The organism is candidate division WOR-3 bacterium (assembly GCA_039802205.1).
Classification (GTDB): domain Bacteria; phylum Hydrothermota; class Tepidihabitantia; order SM23-42; family JAOAFX01; genus JAOAFX01.
Genome location: JBDRWD010000022.1, coordinates 1 through 15,567, shown reverse-complemented (window position 1 = coordinate 15,567; position 15,567 = coordinate 1). Strand labels below are relative to the sequence as shown.

Below are 15,567 nucleotides of genomic sequence, written 5' to 3'. Positions count from 1 at the left end.
TGCATCTATGAAATTCAAACCCTTTCATGGGTTGCTCTTTTGGTATTTGTTTTAAAACTAAATTCCCGGCGTAAACTTAATGTCCGTTTTAACACCAGGCAATTTATTAAGCACCTTGGGTTATTGAGTGGTCAAAAATTGTGCAAGCTTCCTCATGATACGACGCTGGCTAATCTTTTGAAAAAACTTGAACCTGAAAGGTTTTATAAAGTCCGCTATTCAGTGATTAATGAGATTTTGCGGAGTAAGTCTTTAGTCAAATTTCGGCTTTTAGATAAGTTTAATTTAATTGCCATTGATGGTACGGGTTGGTATGTATTTTCCGGGCGGCATTGTCCCCATTGTTTGGTCAGAAAGGTTAAGGGTAAGAAGGGTAAAAAGCGGGTGATTTATTCTCATTCGGTGGTGGATGCAAAGATTGTGACACCCAATGGTTTTGCTTTGAGTATTGACACCGAGTTTGTGGAAAATTCTGGGCCGTGGGTTAGGAGTCAGGATTGTGAATTAAAGGCGGCGTATCGCTTACTTGAGCGTTTAGGTAGGCGTTTTTCCGCAATTAGGGATTTGTTTGGTTTTAGATAGTCTTTATGTTTCCGAGGGGATTTTGGGGCTTTGTGAGTTGCATGATTGATGGTTTATCATTGTTTTTAAGGGGGCAGTAGCCCGGAGATGTATCAGGAATTTGAGGTTTTAAAGAGGCGTTATTCTGAGGGTTATTTAGAATATGATTGGGTGGAGGGTGGTGAGTATCAGCGGTATTGATGGGTGACGAATATGGATTACAAATTTATGGGTCGTTTCTGTGTGAATTTTTTGGAGTGTTTGGTTAAGAAAAAGAAGGTTAAAAAAGGTGAAAAGAAGGTGGTGCGCTGGCTTTGGATTACCAATCTTCCGATTAACAAGGAGAATTGTGTGGTTTTAGCCAACCAAAGAGGTTGTTTAAGGTGGAAACAAGAGAATGAGGGTTTTAATATACAAAAAAATGGGGGATACAATTTAGAGCATCTTTATATTAAGGATTATAATGGAATGAAATGTGTTTATTTACTCATCCAGATTGCCCATATTCTCAATCAATTGATTGAGAAGAGTAGTCTGTTGACCGAGGAAATCAAGAAGGCTTTAGGCAGTATTCGTGAGTTTGCCTATTGGTTTTTAGAAGAAATGAGATGGTTCTTTGTGTGTTATTATCCACATAGCATAAGAGAAGTCTACCCCTAAGAGAAAATTTATCCAGCCCTTCAAATTTTTGAAAATCTTGGTTAGAAAATTGAAAGCTCGCTCTTCAGAGTTGACTCAAACAAATGCATGCTTGACATTTTTTAATTTTGTGCTATACTCAAGTATGAAAAAGCTTGCTGTTTTTCTTTCATTTTTTTTAATTTTTTGTATTGGCTACGCACAGAAGTATTATACGACCTGGCGTCTGTTTTTTAATCCCACAGGTGCGAGTGCAGTAGCACCGGGTCACATTGATTACCGGATAGGTGATATCGCAGTTATTTATAAATTTTTTGGTCTCGGGACAAAAGGATTCAGGGTGATACATAATGCAGATTTTTCTTCGGAGAGTGTTGCACTTGCCGGATTCGTTGCACCAGCATATATCTATTTTGTGCCATTCGCAGCCCATAGAAAATCACTTGAGATTACACCATGGGTTACATATTTATATTCAGGCTTCAGCACCTGGGGATTTCAGAATGGAATGTTGATTGATTTTGGTGTTGGTGTTACTCATTATTTTTTGAGTTTTCGCATAGGATTCAATGCATTGAAAACAGATAGCAGGTTGTTCTTTGATGTTGATGACCCGGGATTTAATGACTTTCCGATAAACTGGAAGAGTATTTATCTTTCTTTTGATTTGTTCCCAGGATACTGGTTATCGTTGAAGGCGAAGAAACTCGATATCGAACCCCATCATTAATTTAACTTTTTACTCTCACCACGAGAAATCGGTTATGTGATCGTAAAAACATTGACCACCAATTTAAAATTATAACTACCATTTTTGAGTGTGAATTTGATGACCCTTGAATCAATGTAGCCAATCTGATACTTTAGAACCCTGGTGTCTGTGAAGATAGGAACTTCCACTAACTGGGATGTTTTTTGATCTTTTTAAAAGACGGGGATAGCCCGATTTTAAACTTTGTCAAAATATTCGTTTTGTTGAGCATTGACATTCCTGGTAAATAAGTGTATATTCTGACATGGAACTCGGAATTGATGTTTTAATCCGGAATAATTTTGCCCCCTTGCGCAATAAGCAGGTAGCATTACTGACCAACATCTCAGCCACGGATAAAAATTTGCGTCCGACACTTTATCATTTTATTAGCAGTCAAAATTTCAAACTCAAACTCATTCTGGCACCTGAACACGGGCTTTTCTGCGCCCTCCAGGATCAGGTCTATGTTGCTAATGCAAGAAACAAAAGGATTCCTGTGCAGAGTATGTATGGTAAAAATCTTCGACCACCAAAAAGTGCTTTAAAAGAAGTGGATATTGCCGTCATTGATTTGATTGATATTGGTACACGCTATTATACATTTGTCTGGAGCGCGGTTTTGCTTTTAAAGACCTTGGCTGAATTGAAAAAGAAAGCGATTATCCTTGACCGACCAAATCCCCTTAATGGCATCACTACCCAGGGACCAGTACTGGAAAGAGATTTTGTATCATTTGTGGGATTTTTTCCTCTTCCTGTCCGGCACGGTTTGACAATCGGTGAAATTTGTAGAATGATTAATCAGATGGAAAATGTCAACGCCGATTTAGAGATCATAAAAATGAGGAATTGGCGAAGAAAATTTTATTTTCCGGATTGCGGTTTAAAATGGACAATTCCATCACCCAATATGCCTTCATTTGAAACGGCATTGGTCTATCCCGGCATGTGTCTGCTGGAGGGAACAAACATCTCTGAAGGTCGTGGCACAACCCGTCCCTTTGAAATCTTCGGCGCGCCCTGGATTGATGAAGAAGAACTGGTGCAGGAACTCCGTCGGATAAACCTGAAGGGTGTGGAATTCCGTCCTTTAAAGTTCATTCCGACATTCCATAAGTATCAGGGACTAACCTGTGGCGGCGTCCAGCTTTATGTAAAGGATTTATGGAATTTTGATCCGGTGCTCACCGGGCTGGAAATCATTGCTGCAATAAAAAGACTTTATCCGAAAAAGTTTAAGTGGCGTCGCCCGCCTTATGAGTTTGAAAAAAAGAAGATGCCTTTTGATATGTTAATCGGTAATGCCTGGATAAGAGAAGGGTTAGAGCAAGGAGTGGACGTTCGTTTACTTGCTGCCCGCTGGGAGGATGCACTCCGGGCATACCAGAAGACCGTTCGTGGATACTGGCTTTATGATTGAAGTTAAAAACATGAAGGGGATCGTCCTTGCCGCAGGATATGGTAAAAGATTAGGATCGATTACCCAAATACTGCCCAAGCCATTACTTCCAATTAACGGTAAACCGATAATTGAGCTAATCATTGAAAAATTAAAAACCGCAGGAATCGAAGAGATTGGTATTAACCTTTACTACAAAGCGGATTTGATAAAAAGTGCATTGAAAGATATTCCAGGCCTATATCTTGTCGTGGAAAGATATCTTTCTGGAACCGGTGGCGCATTGTTAAATTTCCGGGATTTTGTCTCCGATGATTTTCTGCTTCATAACTGTGATGTCCTATCAAATGTCGATTTAAAAAAGGTGATTCAACAGCATAAAATTCACGCACCGCTGGCAACGGTCGTGCTTGTCAAAAATCAAGCCACAAACCGGGTACGCATAAGGAAATATAGGATCACAAAATTTTATAAAAAAAGAATGCCTGATTGCTATACCTATGCAGGGATTGCTGTGATCTCAAAAAAGATTTTTAAATATTTTCCCGATGACAAAAAAATCTTCAGTCTCCCGGAAATCTTTAACCTTGCCCTTGAGAAGGGAGAGTTACTTTACCCCTATATCACCTGTGATTTCTGGTGTGATATCGGTACTCCCAAGGTTTTTAAAACCCTCACCGGTAAGTTAAAAAATCTTGTTACAAAAGTTTCTGAGCCGCAGCAATGCCAGCACGGAATGCCTTGAGATTTAACTCTTCGGTTCCCTTCGGCACCCGGGAGAGGATTGCTGATTCCACGGCTTGTTGGGAAACAATCTTGGTGAGTTCGGTAATCATCCCAAGGGCTACAATATTAGCGACCAATGATTTGCCCGTTTCCTGTTCGGCAATCTCGGTAATCGGGGCTGAATAAACCTTAAATTTACCCTCGGGCAATTTGGTCACAAATCGAGAATCCACAAGTATTGTTCCCCCTTCTTTCACATCCTTGGAATATTTATCGCACGCTTCCTGGGTCAGGGCGAGTAAAAAATCAATATTTACCGCCTTGGGATAATCGATCTCGGTATCACTGATGATGACTTCGGAACGGCTCGAACCTCCCCGTGCCTCGGGACCATAGGATTGGCTCTGAGTGGCGTTTTTGTTGTCGTATATTGCTGCGGCTTCAGCAAGAATCTTACCGGCAAGAATCAAACCTTGGCCACCTGAACCACTCAGTCTGACTTCATATCTAAGTGCCATAGGGTGCTATTTTAAAATGCTTGCAAAGATTATTCATTTTTTATCCGGACCCGATCCACCAATTTCTGATACTCTTCACAGAATTCGGGTCTCTCAATATCATGTAAAACACCGATGGTGATTTTGCCTTTTATTTCTTCAGGACTCAATTTTCGGGCTGTTTCTACTGGAATGCTATTTTCTTTGTAATACTTCAGCATATCAACAGCACTACCAAGCCGATTCGGCCGTCCGTAATAGGTGGGACACTGGGTCAAAACTTCGATCAAGGCAAAACCTTTTTTCAGCAGAGCCTTTTCTATTAGTTTATCGAGCTGGGTTGCATGATAGCAGGTGGAACGTGCTACGAAAGCGGCGCCAGCAGCAATTGCCAGATTGGAGATATCGAAATCCGGCTCTGTACTTCCATATGGTGCAGTGCTTGCCTTCTTCCCAAACGGGGTTGTGGGTGATACCTGACCACCGGTCATACCATAGATATGGTTATTATAAAGGAGGACGGTCATGTCGAGGTTACGACGTGCCGCATGGATGAAATGGTTACCACCGATTGCGGTAGCATCGCCATCACCCGTAACTACAATCACCTTTAATCTGGGTTTTGCTAGTTTTAAACCAGTCGCAAAGGCGATTGCCCGGCCATGGTGGGTATGGAGGGTATTGAAATCGAGATAACCTGGGGTCCGGGAGGAACACCCAATTCCTGAAACGATTGCGACATCGTCCTTTTGAATCCCTGCTCGGTCTATCGCCCGCAACATCGCCTTCATCACAATCCCGCAACCACAACCTGTGCACCAGATGTGCGGGAATTTATCCAGTCTTAAATACTTTTTATACGGAAACATGCCTTATTTGCTCCAGTATTTCCCCAGGGGTGACAGGACTTCCATCCACCCGATTGACTTTGATCGCTTCAGTCCGGGTGGCACATTCTACCTCATGGGCAATCTGCCCCAGGTTCATCTCAGGAACAATAAATTTTTTTATCCGCACTGCCAGTTCCCTCAATTTTTCATAAGGAAATGGCCAGATGACATAAAGCTGGAACAAGCCAACTTTTATCCCGGCTGCCCTCGCTTCATACATAGCCCTTTTTGCGGAACGGGCGGTAGAGCCATAGGTCACAAGACATACCTCGGCATCATCGAGCAGTTCGGTTTTATAAGATATTATTTCATTTTTATACCGCTCAATCTTTCGATTTATCCGCCGGTATAAGGCATCGATTTTCACCGGATCATTGGTGGGGAATCCGCTCTCATCATGGCTCAGCCCGGTGACATTGAATCGGTAACCGGTTCCATAATGGGCGATAGGTGGGATATCATCCTCGGTAATTTTATATGGTAGATATTTTTCTGGTGGGTCGGTGGTGAGTTTCCGGTTGATGATCTCAATTTCGCTTCTTTCTGGAATCACGATCTTCTCGTTTAAATGCCCGACGATTTCATCCATCAGGAGGATCACCGGCACCCGATATTTTTCTGAAAGATTGAATGCCTTGATTGTCCATTCGTATGTCTCCTGGACTGTAGCTGGGGCAACCGCGATCACCGGGTGGTCTCCGTGTGTTCCCCATCTTGCCTGCATCACATCTGCCTGAGAAGGTAGGGTTGGCAGACCTGTGCTCGGACCACCGCGCTGAACATCGACTACAACCACCGGAACTTCAGCCATGGATGCATAACCGATGTTTTCTTGCATCAATGAAAATCCCGGACCACTGGTGGCGGTCATAGACTTGACTCCGGCCAGGGAAGCTCCGATGATCGCTCCCATGGAGGCAATCTCATCTTCCATCTGGATAAAGACTCCACCCACCTCGGGTAACCTTCGGGATAGAACCTCGGCAATTTCCGAAGAAGGAGTGATCGGATAACCAGCAAAAAATCTCATCCCGGCAACGATTGCCGCCTCGGCACACGCCTCATTCCCAGTCATCAACGCAATTTTTCTCATATCCCTTATAACTTCTCTACTTCTATGGCAAAATCAGGACAATATATCTCACAGAGCTGACAACCAGTGCAGGCATCAGGATTCACGACTTTTGCCTTGGTCTTTTCCATTGCTAATACCTTTTTGGGACAGAAAACCACGCAAATTTCACAGCCTTTACACCATTTTTCATTTATTATCACCTCAAAGCGCCGGGTAGCCACGGTCATATCGAAGGTAAGTATATCTAAAATCAGCTTGAAGTCAAGAAAAAATTTGTTTTTATTCTTTCCTATCAACTTGACGCCCGCGTTTTTTTAGGTATAATTAAAATTATGGAAGAACGCATTACGACGGTGTATATCGAAGATGAAATAAAATCGAGTTATCTCGATTATGCGATGAGCGTGATCGTGGGCCGGGCATTGCCCGATGTCCGCGACGGGTTAAAACCCGTCCAGCGCCGAATTTTGTTCGCCATGCATGAAGCAGGGCTTGCCTCCAATCGGCCCCATAAAAAGAGTGCTACAGTGATCGGTGATGTCCTCGGTAAGTATCATCCCCATGGCGATATGGCGATCTATGATGCCTTGGTCCGCATGGCCCAGGATTTTTCCATGCGTTATCCCCTCATCGATGGTCAGGGCAATTTCGGTTCAATTGACGGGGATGCAGCCGCTGCCTATCGTTATACCGAGGCAAGGTTCACACCGATTGCTGAAGAACTGCTGAAGGATTTAGAGAAAGATACTGTTGATTTCGTGCCTAATTTTGATGGCCGGCTAAAAGAGCCGGTGGTATTACCCGCATCTTTTCCCAATCTTTTGTGCAACGGTGCCTCGGGCATTGCCGTTGGTATGGCAACGAATATTCCGCCGCACAATCTGGGTGAGATCATCAATGCGCTCAATGCCTTAATCGATGATCCGGAGATTGAGGATAAGAAACTTTTAAAATATGTCCCCGGACCAGATTTTCCCACGGGTGGAATCATCGCGGGCAAAAAGGGGATTGAGGAAGCCTATCTGACCGGTAAAGGACGGATTTTCATCAGGGGCAAGATTAAGATAGAAGATTTAAAAGGTGGCAAACAGGCGATCGTGATTACTGAGATTCCTTACCAGGTTAATAAAGCCGCATTACTGGAGAAAATGGCCCAACTGGTAAAGGAGAAAAAAATTGAGGATATTACGGACTTAAGGGATGAATCGGATAAAGATGGCATCCGGGTAGTGGTGGAATTGAAAAGGGATGCCAATCCCGAGATAGTACTGAATAACCTCTATAAATTCACCAATTTGCAGACCACCTATAGCATTCAAATCCTGGCACTGGTTGATGGAGTGCCCAGGACGATAACATTAAAACAGGCGCTCCAACACTTTCTTAATTTCCGTTTTGAGGTCATAACCCGCCGGACCAAGTTTGAACTGGCTGAGGCCGAGAAAAAGGCGCATATCCTGGAAGGATTAAAGATTGCGATCGAAAATATTGATGAAGTGGTGAACATCATTAAAAAATCCGCAGATGCAAAGACGGCAAAAGAAAGACTGATGAAAAGATTCTCCCTCACCGAGGCCCAGGCTCAGGCAATACTTGATATGCGTCTTGCCCGGCTGACAAATCTTGAGAAAGAAGCACTGGAAAAGGAGTACTTGGGATTGATAAAGGAAATCGCCCGCTTAAAATCAATTTTGGCATCACCCAAAGGTGTCTACGGTGTGATAAAGAAAGAATTGAGCGAACTTGCCGCTAAATATCAAGATAGCCGGCGGACTACGATCTCCGAGATGGAACCCGAGGAACTCACGATTGAAGATTTGATTGCTGAAGAAGATATGGTGATCACATTAACCCAGCGTGGTTATATCAAACGCCAACCTATCACCACCTATCGGAATCAGACCCGCGGGGGTCAGGGACGGAAACTGGTGGAAACCGGTGAAGAAGATTTCGCGAATCAACTATTGATCGCAAAGACCACCGACACCCTTTTATTCTTCACCGATGCCGGCAAGGTATATGCTTCAAAGGTTTATGAAATTCCTGAGGCAGGACCTTTTTCCAAGGGGCGATCGATTGCCAATCTCATCGAAATGGGCGAAGGCGAAAAGGTGACCGCCTGCTTAGGGATAAAGGAATTTTCCAACAAATTCTTTATCTTCATGACTACAAAGTTGGGTAAGGTGAAAAAGACGGCGCTCGATGAGTATGAAAATGTGCGTAAGAAGGGTATTATCGCAATAAAATTGGAGGAAAAGGATAAGCTCATCGCTGCTGAACTCACCACCGGCAAAGACTCGGTTTTATTGACCACCCGGAATGGGTTGACCTTGAGATTTTCAGAAAAGAAGATACGACCCATGGGCAGGAATGCGAGCGGTGTGCGAGGGATGAAGCTGGAAAAAGGCGATGAGGTTGTAAGTTTTAACATTGCCCGGGAAGAAGAGGATATGCTCATAATTGGTGAGAACGGGCTTGGCAAGCGCATAAAATTCTCCGATGTTAACGAAAAGGGTCGGGGGGGTAAAGGGGTGCGGGCGATGACGATCGATGAGAAGACCGGCAGAGTGGCAGGAGCAGTGAATGTGAGTGATGACGATGATCTTTTAGCCATGACGATGAGCGGGAAAGGGATAAGAACCCCGGTGAAGGAGATCCGGGTGATGGGCAGACATGCCCGGGGAGTGAAGATAATCACCCTTGAGAAAGGTGATAAAGTGGTATCAGTAGCCCGGATAAAGGCTGAAGTGTAAAAGCGAGACTCAGCGGATGCGTGACACCGAGTCGTTTGCCATGACGAAAACCCAAGATAAAAGGACTCGCTCTGAACAGCGCCAATCCTGGGATGAATACTTTATGGGGATTGCGGAACTGGTAGCAAAACGTTCCACCTGCTTACGCCGACAGGTAGGAGCGGTGATTGTCAAAGACAAAAGAATCCTCGCTACAGGCTATAACGGTGCACCCAGCGGCATCGCTCATTGTGCCGAGGTCGGCTGTATCCGTGGTAAGATGGGCATTGCCTCAGGTGAAAGGCATGAATTATGCCGAGGTGTCCATGCGGAACAGAATGCCATTATTCAGGCGGCAAATTTCGGAGTCAATATTGAAGGGGCAACGATATACACCACCCATCAACCTTGTTTTATCTGCACCAAGATGTTGATCAATGCCAAGATAAAGAAGATCATTTTTAAAGAAGCCTATCCTGATAAACTGGCAATTGCGATGCTCCGGGAATCAGGTGTGAAGTTGGTAAAATTGAAATAGTTTTAGATTATTTCAGACATCAAATATAATCCGGGCGTGATACAAATCGTCTTTCCTTTGAATAAACAAATTGTGGTATGTGGCATTTTTCACCTCTAACTTTATCCTATGTCTTCCGGAAGTAAATATATCACCCTTTAAAAATGCCTTCAGTTTGTAATCCGGTTTTATCTCCACCTTATAAACCGCCGGGATAAAACCATTTACCGAAAAATTATAGATCAATTCCCGGCACCACTCAATGAGTAGCTCTTCAAGGGAAACACTGCTTATTTCAAAGGTCAATTCTTTGTTTTCCAAGATCGCACCATCTATCTGTGTTTCGAAGATTGCTTTGGCAGTATCAATAAACAATTCCTCAATTGATGGTGCTTCTACTTCAATACCCAAATCTGCAGTATGGTCTAAATAGCGATAGGGCATACAAAAAAACCGGGGAGGCTGGTTTTAACCAGCCTCCCAAAATAATCAATCAGTAATACCAAACCAGATAGAAGGCAAAAGGTTTAGCATTACCGATCTTGACTTCCATATATGTATCACCGCCAGTAGGCGGATTGGAGATGAAGGTAAAGCCACTCAGAGCTGCCAGGTTTAATGAAAAATGTTCACTCACGAAGTGTTCAAGGCCAAAGCCAAACGGGAGATGGAAACCGAATTCACTCTCCGCACCACCCCCGGGTGAAGAGAATAAAAAGCCAAATCCGGCTTTTCCGTAGAGGTTGGTTTTCTGGTGACCTTTGAGCAAAAAGTTGACCAGTCCCGAAGCCTGAAGTTCAACGGAAGTATTATCCTGGATATTCCTCAGGGTGAATTGAAATAGGGGTTCCAGCACCAGGTTAGAATTCAAACCATAGCGGGTGACTGCGAGGTCAATCACAGGGAATGTGATCAGTTCGTTGGCAGCTTCCTGATAGACATCCGGTGTAAAACCCAAGCCCATACCAATGCGACCGCTCAGGTCATAAGCACCGACCAGACAGGCAAGAGCAAGAAGCGTCAATCCGAATTTTTTCATCGTACCTCCTTTTAGGGATTATACCCAACAATCCAGCTGCGTCAAGTTATTGATAAATTTTCCGAATTGATAGCCGCTTGTCATCGCAATCTTCAAAATTTGATCGAACCCTGCTATAATATTTTTATAATCATCTGAGGTGAATCTATGTCCAATAAGCTCAATAAAAAGGAGAGCCAGTAAGAGTTCCAATCTCTCTTTATTAAACCATTCAATTTCTTCATAGTGATGGACAAAGATAAAATCCTTAACTGCGGGTATCTGGAAGAAATTGGATAATGTGGTTTTCTTCTCCAAGAGGTTAATGCCTTGCTCAATAATCAAGCCGAGCGGAGTATAAAGAAACAAATCTTTGAGTTCAGTGGGCCTTTTGAGAGCATCTTTTAGAGCGTCAAAGAGCAAAGATTTTTCCAGAAGTGGTTCCATCGTCTTTATAAAAGCGCATGCCTTTTCCATACCCTGGATTAGTTCCATACCCTTCAATGCCCATTTTAGATTTAAAAAGCCTCCGCCACCTAAAAATTCGTATAATCTCTTATAATTTCCATCCGGCTGGTCACTCACTTCTTCAAAATCCATATAGACATGGTATTTATAGGCACCCAGGTGGAGATACCAGCCATTTTTCTCAATATCTAAAGGTGAAATGAGATAAAAGAGATTACTGCGATTTTCCCGACATAGATAGTATAACCCCTCCTGGCATTTCAAATTCAAGCCCGCACAAAGATTTTTGGTATGAAATCTTTCCGAAGCACGGACCCAACCCCGGGTTTCTTGATAACGGTTATTATATACAACAAGCACCCGTTCCGTAGTACTGCCGTTTGAGTATGCAAAGACATTATCATCTATATTCCCTTTTTCATCATAAAAGTCATAGAGATAAAAGTTTTCTACACCGCTGAAAAGGTGACGCTTTTTTAATAATGGAAATACTTCCTTCTCATGCCTTTTTATCAGATATTCATCAGGCTTCTCATCCCAATAAGAACGCGCGTATTCCATTCCGTATTTTTCCTGGAATCCCTCAATTTGACCGTGCCCGAACATACACAAACCAGGCATCGTTACCATCATGATACAGACACCAAAATACTTATCGTCCTTGCCGAATTGCTGGACGGCGGTCAATTCATCTGGATTGCTCATAAAATTCACAAAGCGCCGGAGAATCTCAGGATTATAGTCTAAAACATTTTTTAAAACCTGGTGATATTCTTTATTCTGTTCCATCTTGAGCATATTCATGAAGGCGCTGTTATAAACCCGGTGCATGCCCAGGTTTCGGACAAAGTATCCTTCCATGAGCCAGAATGCTTCTGCCAGGAGTAGGGTATCTGGAGCCACCTGGGCAATGCGGTCCACCACCTCGCGCCAAAATTCCCGGGGGAATAGTTTATTGAATTGGGCTGTGGTCATGCTATATTCGCTTCGGGAAGGGATATCACCACCCTTACCCGGCTCTGGAAACCATAACCTATGATAATGACGCTTGGTGAGGGTCATTGCCGCATCCAGTCGGATGATGGGTGCTTTGCGGGCAATCTCGATTATCTTCTGAATGACTGCCTCTCTAACCTCGGGGAGGAGAAAATTCAGCTGGGCAGTATCATTCCAGGGCGTGCTTGTCCCATCGTTGCCATGGTAGATATAACGAACACGCTGGGTTTTCTTCTCCACCAGTTTAAAAACGACCGCGGCATCGGTCCGGTTATAGTACCCATCTTCAATATAGATTTCCAGTTCCGGGTCTTCTGAAAGATTGGGACCATGGAAGCGGTAATTAAAGAAAGGAGGTTTAGAACACTGGATAAACCAGTCCGGGTGCTCTTTTATCCATTTAGAGTCGATCGCCGTATGATTGGGGACCATATCCACCGCCAGGCGGATGTTATATCTTAGTGCTCGCTCTTTCAACGCATTGAATGCTGACTCACCACCCAAATCCCGGGCAACTTCGTAATCATAAATTGAATAAGCAGAGGCGAGCGCCTCTGGATTACCACACAGTTTTTTTATCTTTGCTGAAGCCTTGCTCCTCTCCCAGATGCCGATAAGCCAAAGGGCATTGAACCCCCAATCGCTCAAAATCTTTAATTCTTCCTCTGGTATCTCATCCAATTTTTTTATCTCTCTTTTATATTTTTTGCTCAATTGATACAACCAGACATAGGTATGCTTAGCGATCATCACCACCTTGGGCATCCATTCGGTATCGGGACTGAAGCGAGGTTCGTCTCCCGGGTGTGCTGAAGAATCCTCCAAATTCTCTTTAAATTCCAAAATGAGCGCTGGTCCGGGACCTCCGATGCGCTCTTTGGTTTCTTCTTTAATGAAATCCAGGGAGACGAGGATGCGCATGGTTAATCTTTCCTGCAATTCTGGCGAAAGTAGCATTTTCCAGTGTTTTTTGATATATAACAACTGCCCGACAAGGGAATGGGGTGCTGCCCGCATCGGTGCCTTGAGTAATTCGATCAGTGATTGATTCTCTGGTCCATAAGCGGGCTGGGTTTGAAAAAACTTCTCAATTTCTACGAGAACCTGATGGTAGGAGGTATGCGCGAGTAATTCGTTATCGTCAAATAATTCTTTAAATTGAGCAAACGCTGGGTTTTCATTGGCGAGACCAAGCATCAATATTTCCTGGAGAGCGATCTGGAGATTAGGTTTACCCCATGTATCCTCTCTGAGGTATTCTTCAGCACTTATCTTTTTCGTATACACATCCCGAGGCGGAAATAACTCAATGAATTTGTGAATAAGTCGGTCAATCTTTTTTGCCCCAAGTTTTCTCTTGAGATACTCCAGTGATTTTTTAAAGGCATCGGGGTTTCTTTCCAGTTGATATCTCTCAACGACAATATGGAGAATCTCGTCGATAAGCCCCATTGCGTTTAATTCACCGGGTCGAATCAAATTCTGTCCTGCGGCCCTTCTTAAGGCATTCCATTGGACGACAAATTTTTTTACTGCCTGGAAATCAATGAATATGACATTGCCGCTTGCTTGATAAAGGGAGAGATCAAATTTATATTTATCGCGGCATTCTTTACGGATGTGGAATTCAAACATGCTGAACGCTACGGGGAAATCAAAAATGGAGCAAAAAGGAGGCGGTTAAAATAATTTCAATATTTTTCTCCTTATATTTCTTTTTTCTCATATTTACTCAGCTGGGCTTCGAGTTCCTGGATTTTTTCCACGAGTTTTTCTTTCTCAGCCTCTTTTTCCTTTTGAGCGATACGCGAAAGCATTGCGAAGGCAATCGCCATTAAGATGATCGCCCAGAAAGGAGTAAACCATTCGAAAATATTAAAGATATTGAAAAGAAGAGCAAGGACCCCAAGTAGAAATACCACCATTGCCCATAAAGCCATAATACCCCCTTTTGCGTATCCTTTTAATTTGTTAGATTATAACCCGATATAATTTTTTGTCAAGCCTTATGATTTTACTGCTTCAAAGCGAAAGAAGTTCAAAACAAATTTGCGATAAATTAGTCTGGTAAACCTATCTTAACCAGTAAAGGAAGATTATGTTTAAAATGTATACTATAATAATGATCATGCCATCTAAGGATAAAAAAAGATATTTTTTACTGGAGCGATAGGTGAGACTGATTATCACCACTGCGGTTATAATTATGGCGGAGAGTGCCGAGATTGTATGGTTGGGATTCACAAGGAAGAGGATTGATCCCCGTGGATAAATGAAGTCGATAATTCCTAAAATTGCAATATTAAACATTGTACTACCCATCACATTGCCTAATGCCAAGTCTACCGCTTGACAGCGCAGGGCGCCGAAGCAAACAACCGTTTCGGGCAGGGATGTAGAACATGCAATCAAGATATTTCCGACAAATGTCTGTCCCAATCCGGTTCTTTCCGCAATGCCTTCACCGATCTTGGGAAGGAAAAGTGCGGCGATAATCACGAATATGGCATTTATAACAAATCGGAGGATGGCTTTATTCAAGCTTATCTCCGGATAGATCGGGGTATCCAAATAACAACCCTTATGCCTCAATTTTTTATCATACTGGAAAGCGAACCTCATCCCCAAAAGATAAACAAGGAGGAAAACGAAGCTATTTAATCCAATCCAGCCAAGCCGGGGCATATTTTCTCCTAAAAAGATACTGATAACCACAACACTTAACTGGAGGATGCCAAAACCTCCCGAGATTATATGGCTGGGCTGAGCGAGGCTCGAAATCGGCGGCTGACGATGAAATAAGTCAAGGAGGGCAATGATCAGCAAGTTAAACGTACAGCTACCGATCAAATCCCCAGCAGCAATATCGGGCACCTGGACATAGGTTACTGCACTAACCGAATTTACTATTTCCGGAAGGGAGGTTATTGAGGCAACAAGAAAAAGTCCAATTAAAGTTCTACCTATACCAGTCTTTTCAGCGATTACATCACTATAAAATGAAAGCCTTGTCCCTGCAAAAAAAATAACGCCGGTACAGATAAGAAAACCAAGAATTAATAATAGCATCCACTGATTATAGTAAAAACAATGTATGGTGTCAATCATTATTATTCGATGCTGTTAGAGATGAAAATGCCAAATGATTTTGTCCACTATTTTTGCCCCACCTTCAACTGAGTACTCCTCACTTTTAATCTTCGGTTGGGCATAACTTTTTGAAACAAAAAAGCCACGGGTATTTGGATAAATCCAGCTTATCCAATAATTCTAAACCCAATCGGAAACTGCTTAA

The 15,567-nt window shown here is 43.1% G+C and carries 16 protein-coding genes; 7 read left to right on the top strand and 9 right to left on the bottom strand.

Annotated elements, in window-relative coordinates:
* Nucleotides 1-138 precede the first annotated feature (138 nt).
* The 5 genes from ABIL39_06210 to ABIL39_06190 all read left to right on the top strand — a co-directional run bounded on the left by ABIL39_06210 (nucleotide 139) and on the right by ABIL39_06190 (nucleotide 4,098).
* On the top strand, nucleotides 139-582 hold the full coding sequence (locus ABIL39_06210) for a hypothetical protein (GenBank protein ID MEO0165714.1): 444 nt from the start codon (nucleotides 139-141) through the stop codon (nucleotides 580-582).
* A 192-nt stretch (nucleotides 583-774) separates the two neighbouring features.
* Entirely contained in the window at nucleotides 775-1,221 is a 447-nt protein-coding gene (locus tag ABIL39_06205) for a hypothetical protein (protein ID MEO0165713.1), read from the top strand.
* Between the two features lie 124 nt (nucleotides 1,222-1,345).
* Nucleotides 1,346-1,930 (top strand): hypothetical protein, encoded by a 585-nt coding sequence (locus tag ABIL39_06200; protein MEO0165712.1) that lies wholly within the window; start codon nucleotides 1,346-1,348, stop codon nucleotides 1,928-1,930.
* 286 nt (nucleotides 1,931-2,216) lie between these two features.
* Entirely contained in the window at nucleotides 2,217-3,374 is a 1,158-nt protein-coding gene (locus ABIL39_06195; protein MEO0165711.1) for a DUF1343 domain-containing protein, read from the top strand.
* Nucleotides 3,367-4,098: an NDP-sugar synthase gene (locus ABIL39_06190; protein MEO0165710.1), complete on the top strand. Its 732-nt coding sequence runs from the start codon at nucleotides 3,367-3,369 to the stop codon at nucleotides 4,096-4,098. The genes ABIL39_06195 and ABIL39_06190 overlap by 8 nt, the downstream gene beginning before the upstream one ends.
* Here ABIL39_06190 and ABIL39_06185 read toward each other — a convergent pair.
* Genes ABIL39_06185 through ABIL39_06170 form a run of 4 tightly spaced genes read right to left on the bottom strand, consistent with a single transcriptional unit; the run spans nucleotide 4,052 to nucleotide 6,768 of the window.
* Nucleotides 4,052-4,597, bottom strand: a complete 546-nt coding sequence (locus ABIL39_06185) for a 2-oxoacid:acceptor oxidoreductase family protein (GenBank protein MEO0165709.1) — start codon at nucleotides 4,595-4,597, stop codon at nucleotides 4,052-4,054. The two genes, ABIL39_06190 and ABIL39_06185, sit on opposite strands and share 47 nt — an antisense overlap.
* Nucleotides 4,598-4,626: 29 nt before the next feature.
* A complete protein-coding gene (locus ABIL39_06180; protein MEO0165708.1) occupies nucleotides 4,627-5,445 on the bottom strand; it encodes a 2-oxoacid:ferredoxin oxidoreductase subunit beta in 819 nt (272 codons plus the stop codon).
* Entirely contained in the window at nucleotides 5,432-6,559 is a 1,128-nt protein-coding gene (locus tag ABIL39_06175; GenBank protein ID MEO0165707.1) for a 2-oxoacid:acceptor oxidoreductase subunit alpha, read from the bottom strand. Before ABIL39_06175 ends, ABIL39_06180 begins: the two co-directional genes overlap by 14 nt.
* 5 nt (nucleotides 6,560-6,564) lie before the next feature.
* Nucleotides 6,565-6,768, bottom strand: a complete 204-nt coding sequence (locus ABIL39_06170; GenBank protein ID MEO0165706.1) for a 4Fe-4S binding protein — start codon at nucleotides 6,766-6,768, stop codon at nucleotides 6,565-6,567.
* A gap of 105 nt (nucleotides 6,769-6,873) precedes the next feature.
* Between ABIL39_06170 and gyrA the strand changes: the two genes are divergently transcribed.
* A complete protein-coding gene (gene gyrA, locus ABIL39_06165; GenBank protein ID MEO0165705.1) occupies nucleotides 6,874-9,294 on the top strand; it encodes a DNA gyrase subunit A in 2,421 nt (806 codons plus the stop codon).
* A 40-nt stretch (nucleotides 9,295-9,334) separates the two neighbouring features.
* Entirely contained in the window at nucleotides 9,335-9,811 is a 477-nt protein-coding gene (locus ABIL39_06160) for a cytidine/deoxycytidylate deaminase family protein (GenBank protein MEO0165704.1), read from the top strand.
* A gap of 12 nt (nucleotides 9,812-9,823) precedes the next feature.
* On the opposite strand, the gene ABIL39_06155 is transcribed toward ABIL39_06160, so the two are convergent.
* The 5 genes from ABIL39_06155 to ABIL39_06135 form a co-directional block, all read right to left on the bottom strand.
* Nucleotides 9,824-10,234: an archease gene (locus ABIL39_06155; protein MEO0165703.1), complete on the bottom strand. Its 411-nt coding sequence runs from the start codon at nucleotides 10,232-10,234 to the stop codon at nucleotides 9,824-9,826.
* A gap of 49 nt (nucleotides 10,235-10,283) precedes the next feature.
* Nucleotides 10,284-10,829 (bottom strand): hypothetical protein, encoded by a 546-nt coding sequence (locus tag ABIL39_06150; protein ID MEO0165702.1) that lies wholly within the window; start codon nucleotides 10,827-10,829, stop codon nucleotides 10,284-10,286.
* 18 nt (nucleotides 10,830-10,847) lie between these two features.
* The gene (locus ABIL39_06145; protein ID MEO0165701.1) at nucleotides 10,848-13,907 is read right to left on the bottom strand and encodes an alpha-amylase family glycosyl hydrolase; all 3,060 of its coding nucleotides are present in this window, start codon (nucleotides 13,905-13,907) and stop codon (nucleotides 10,848-10,850) included.
* A 71-nt stretch (nucleotides 13,908-13,978) separates the two neighbouring features.
* Nucleotides 13,979-14,212 carry a hypothetical protein gene (locus ABIL39_06140; protein ID MEO0165700.1) on the bottom strand — a complete coding sequence of 78 codons (234 nt, stop codon included), beginning with the start codon at nucleotides 14,210-14,212 and terminating at the stop codon, nucleotides 13,979-13,981.
* A 133-nt stretch (nucleotides 14,213-14,345) separates the two neighbouring features.
* The gene (locus ABIL39_06135; protein ID MEO0165699.1) at nucleotides 14,346-15,341 is read right to left on the bottom strand and encodes a sodium:calcium antiporter; all 996 of its coding nucleotides are present in this window, start codon (nucleotides 15,339-15,341) and stop codon (nucleotides 14,346-14,348) included.
* Between the last annotated feature and the right edge of the window lie 226 nt (nucleotides 15,342-15,567).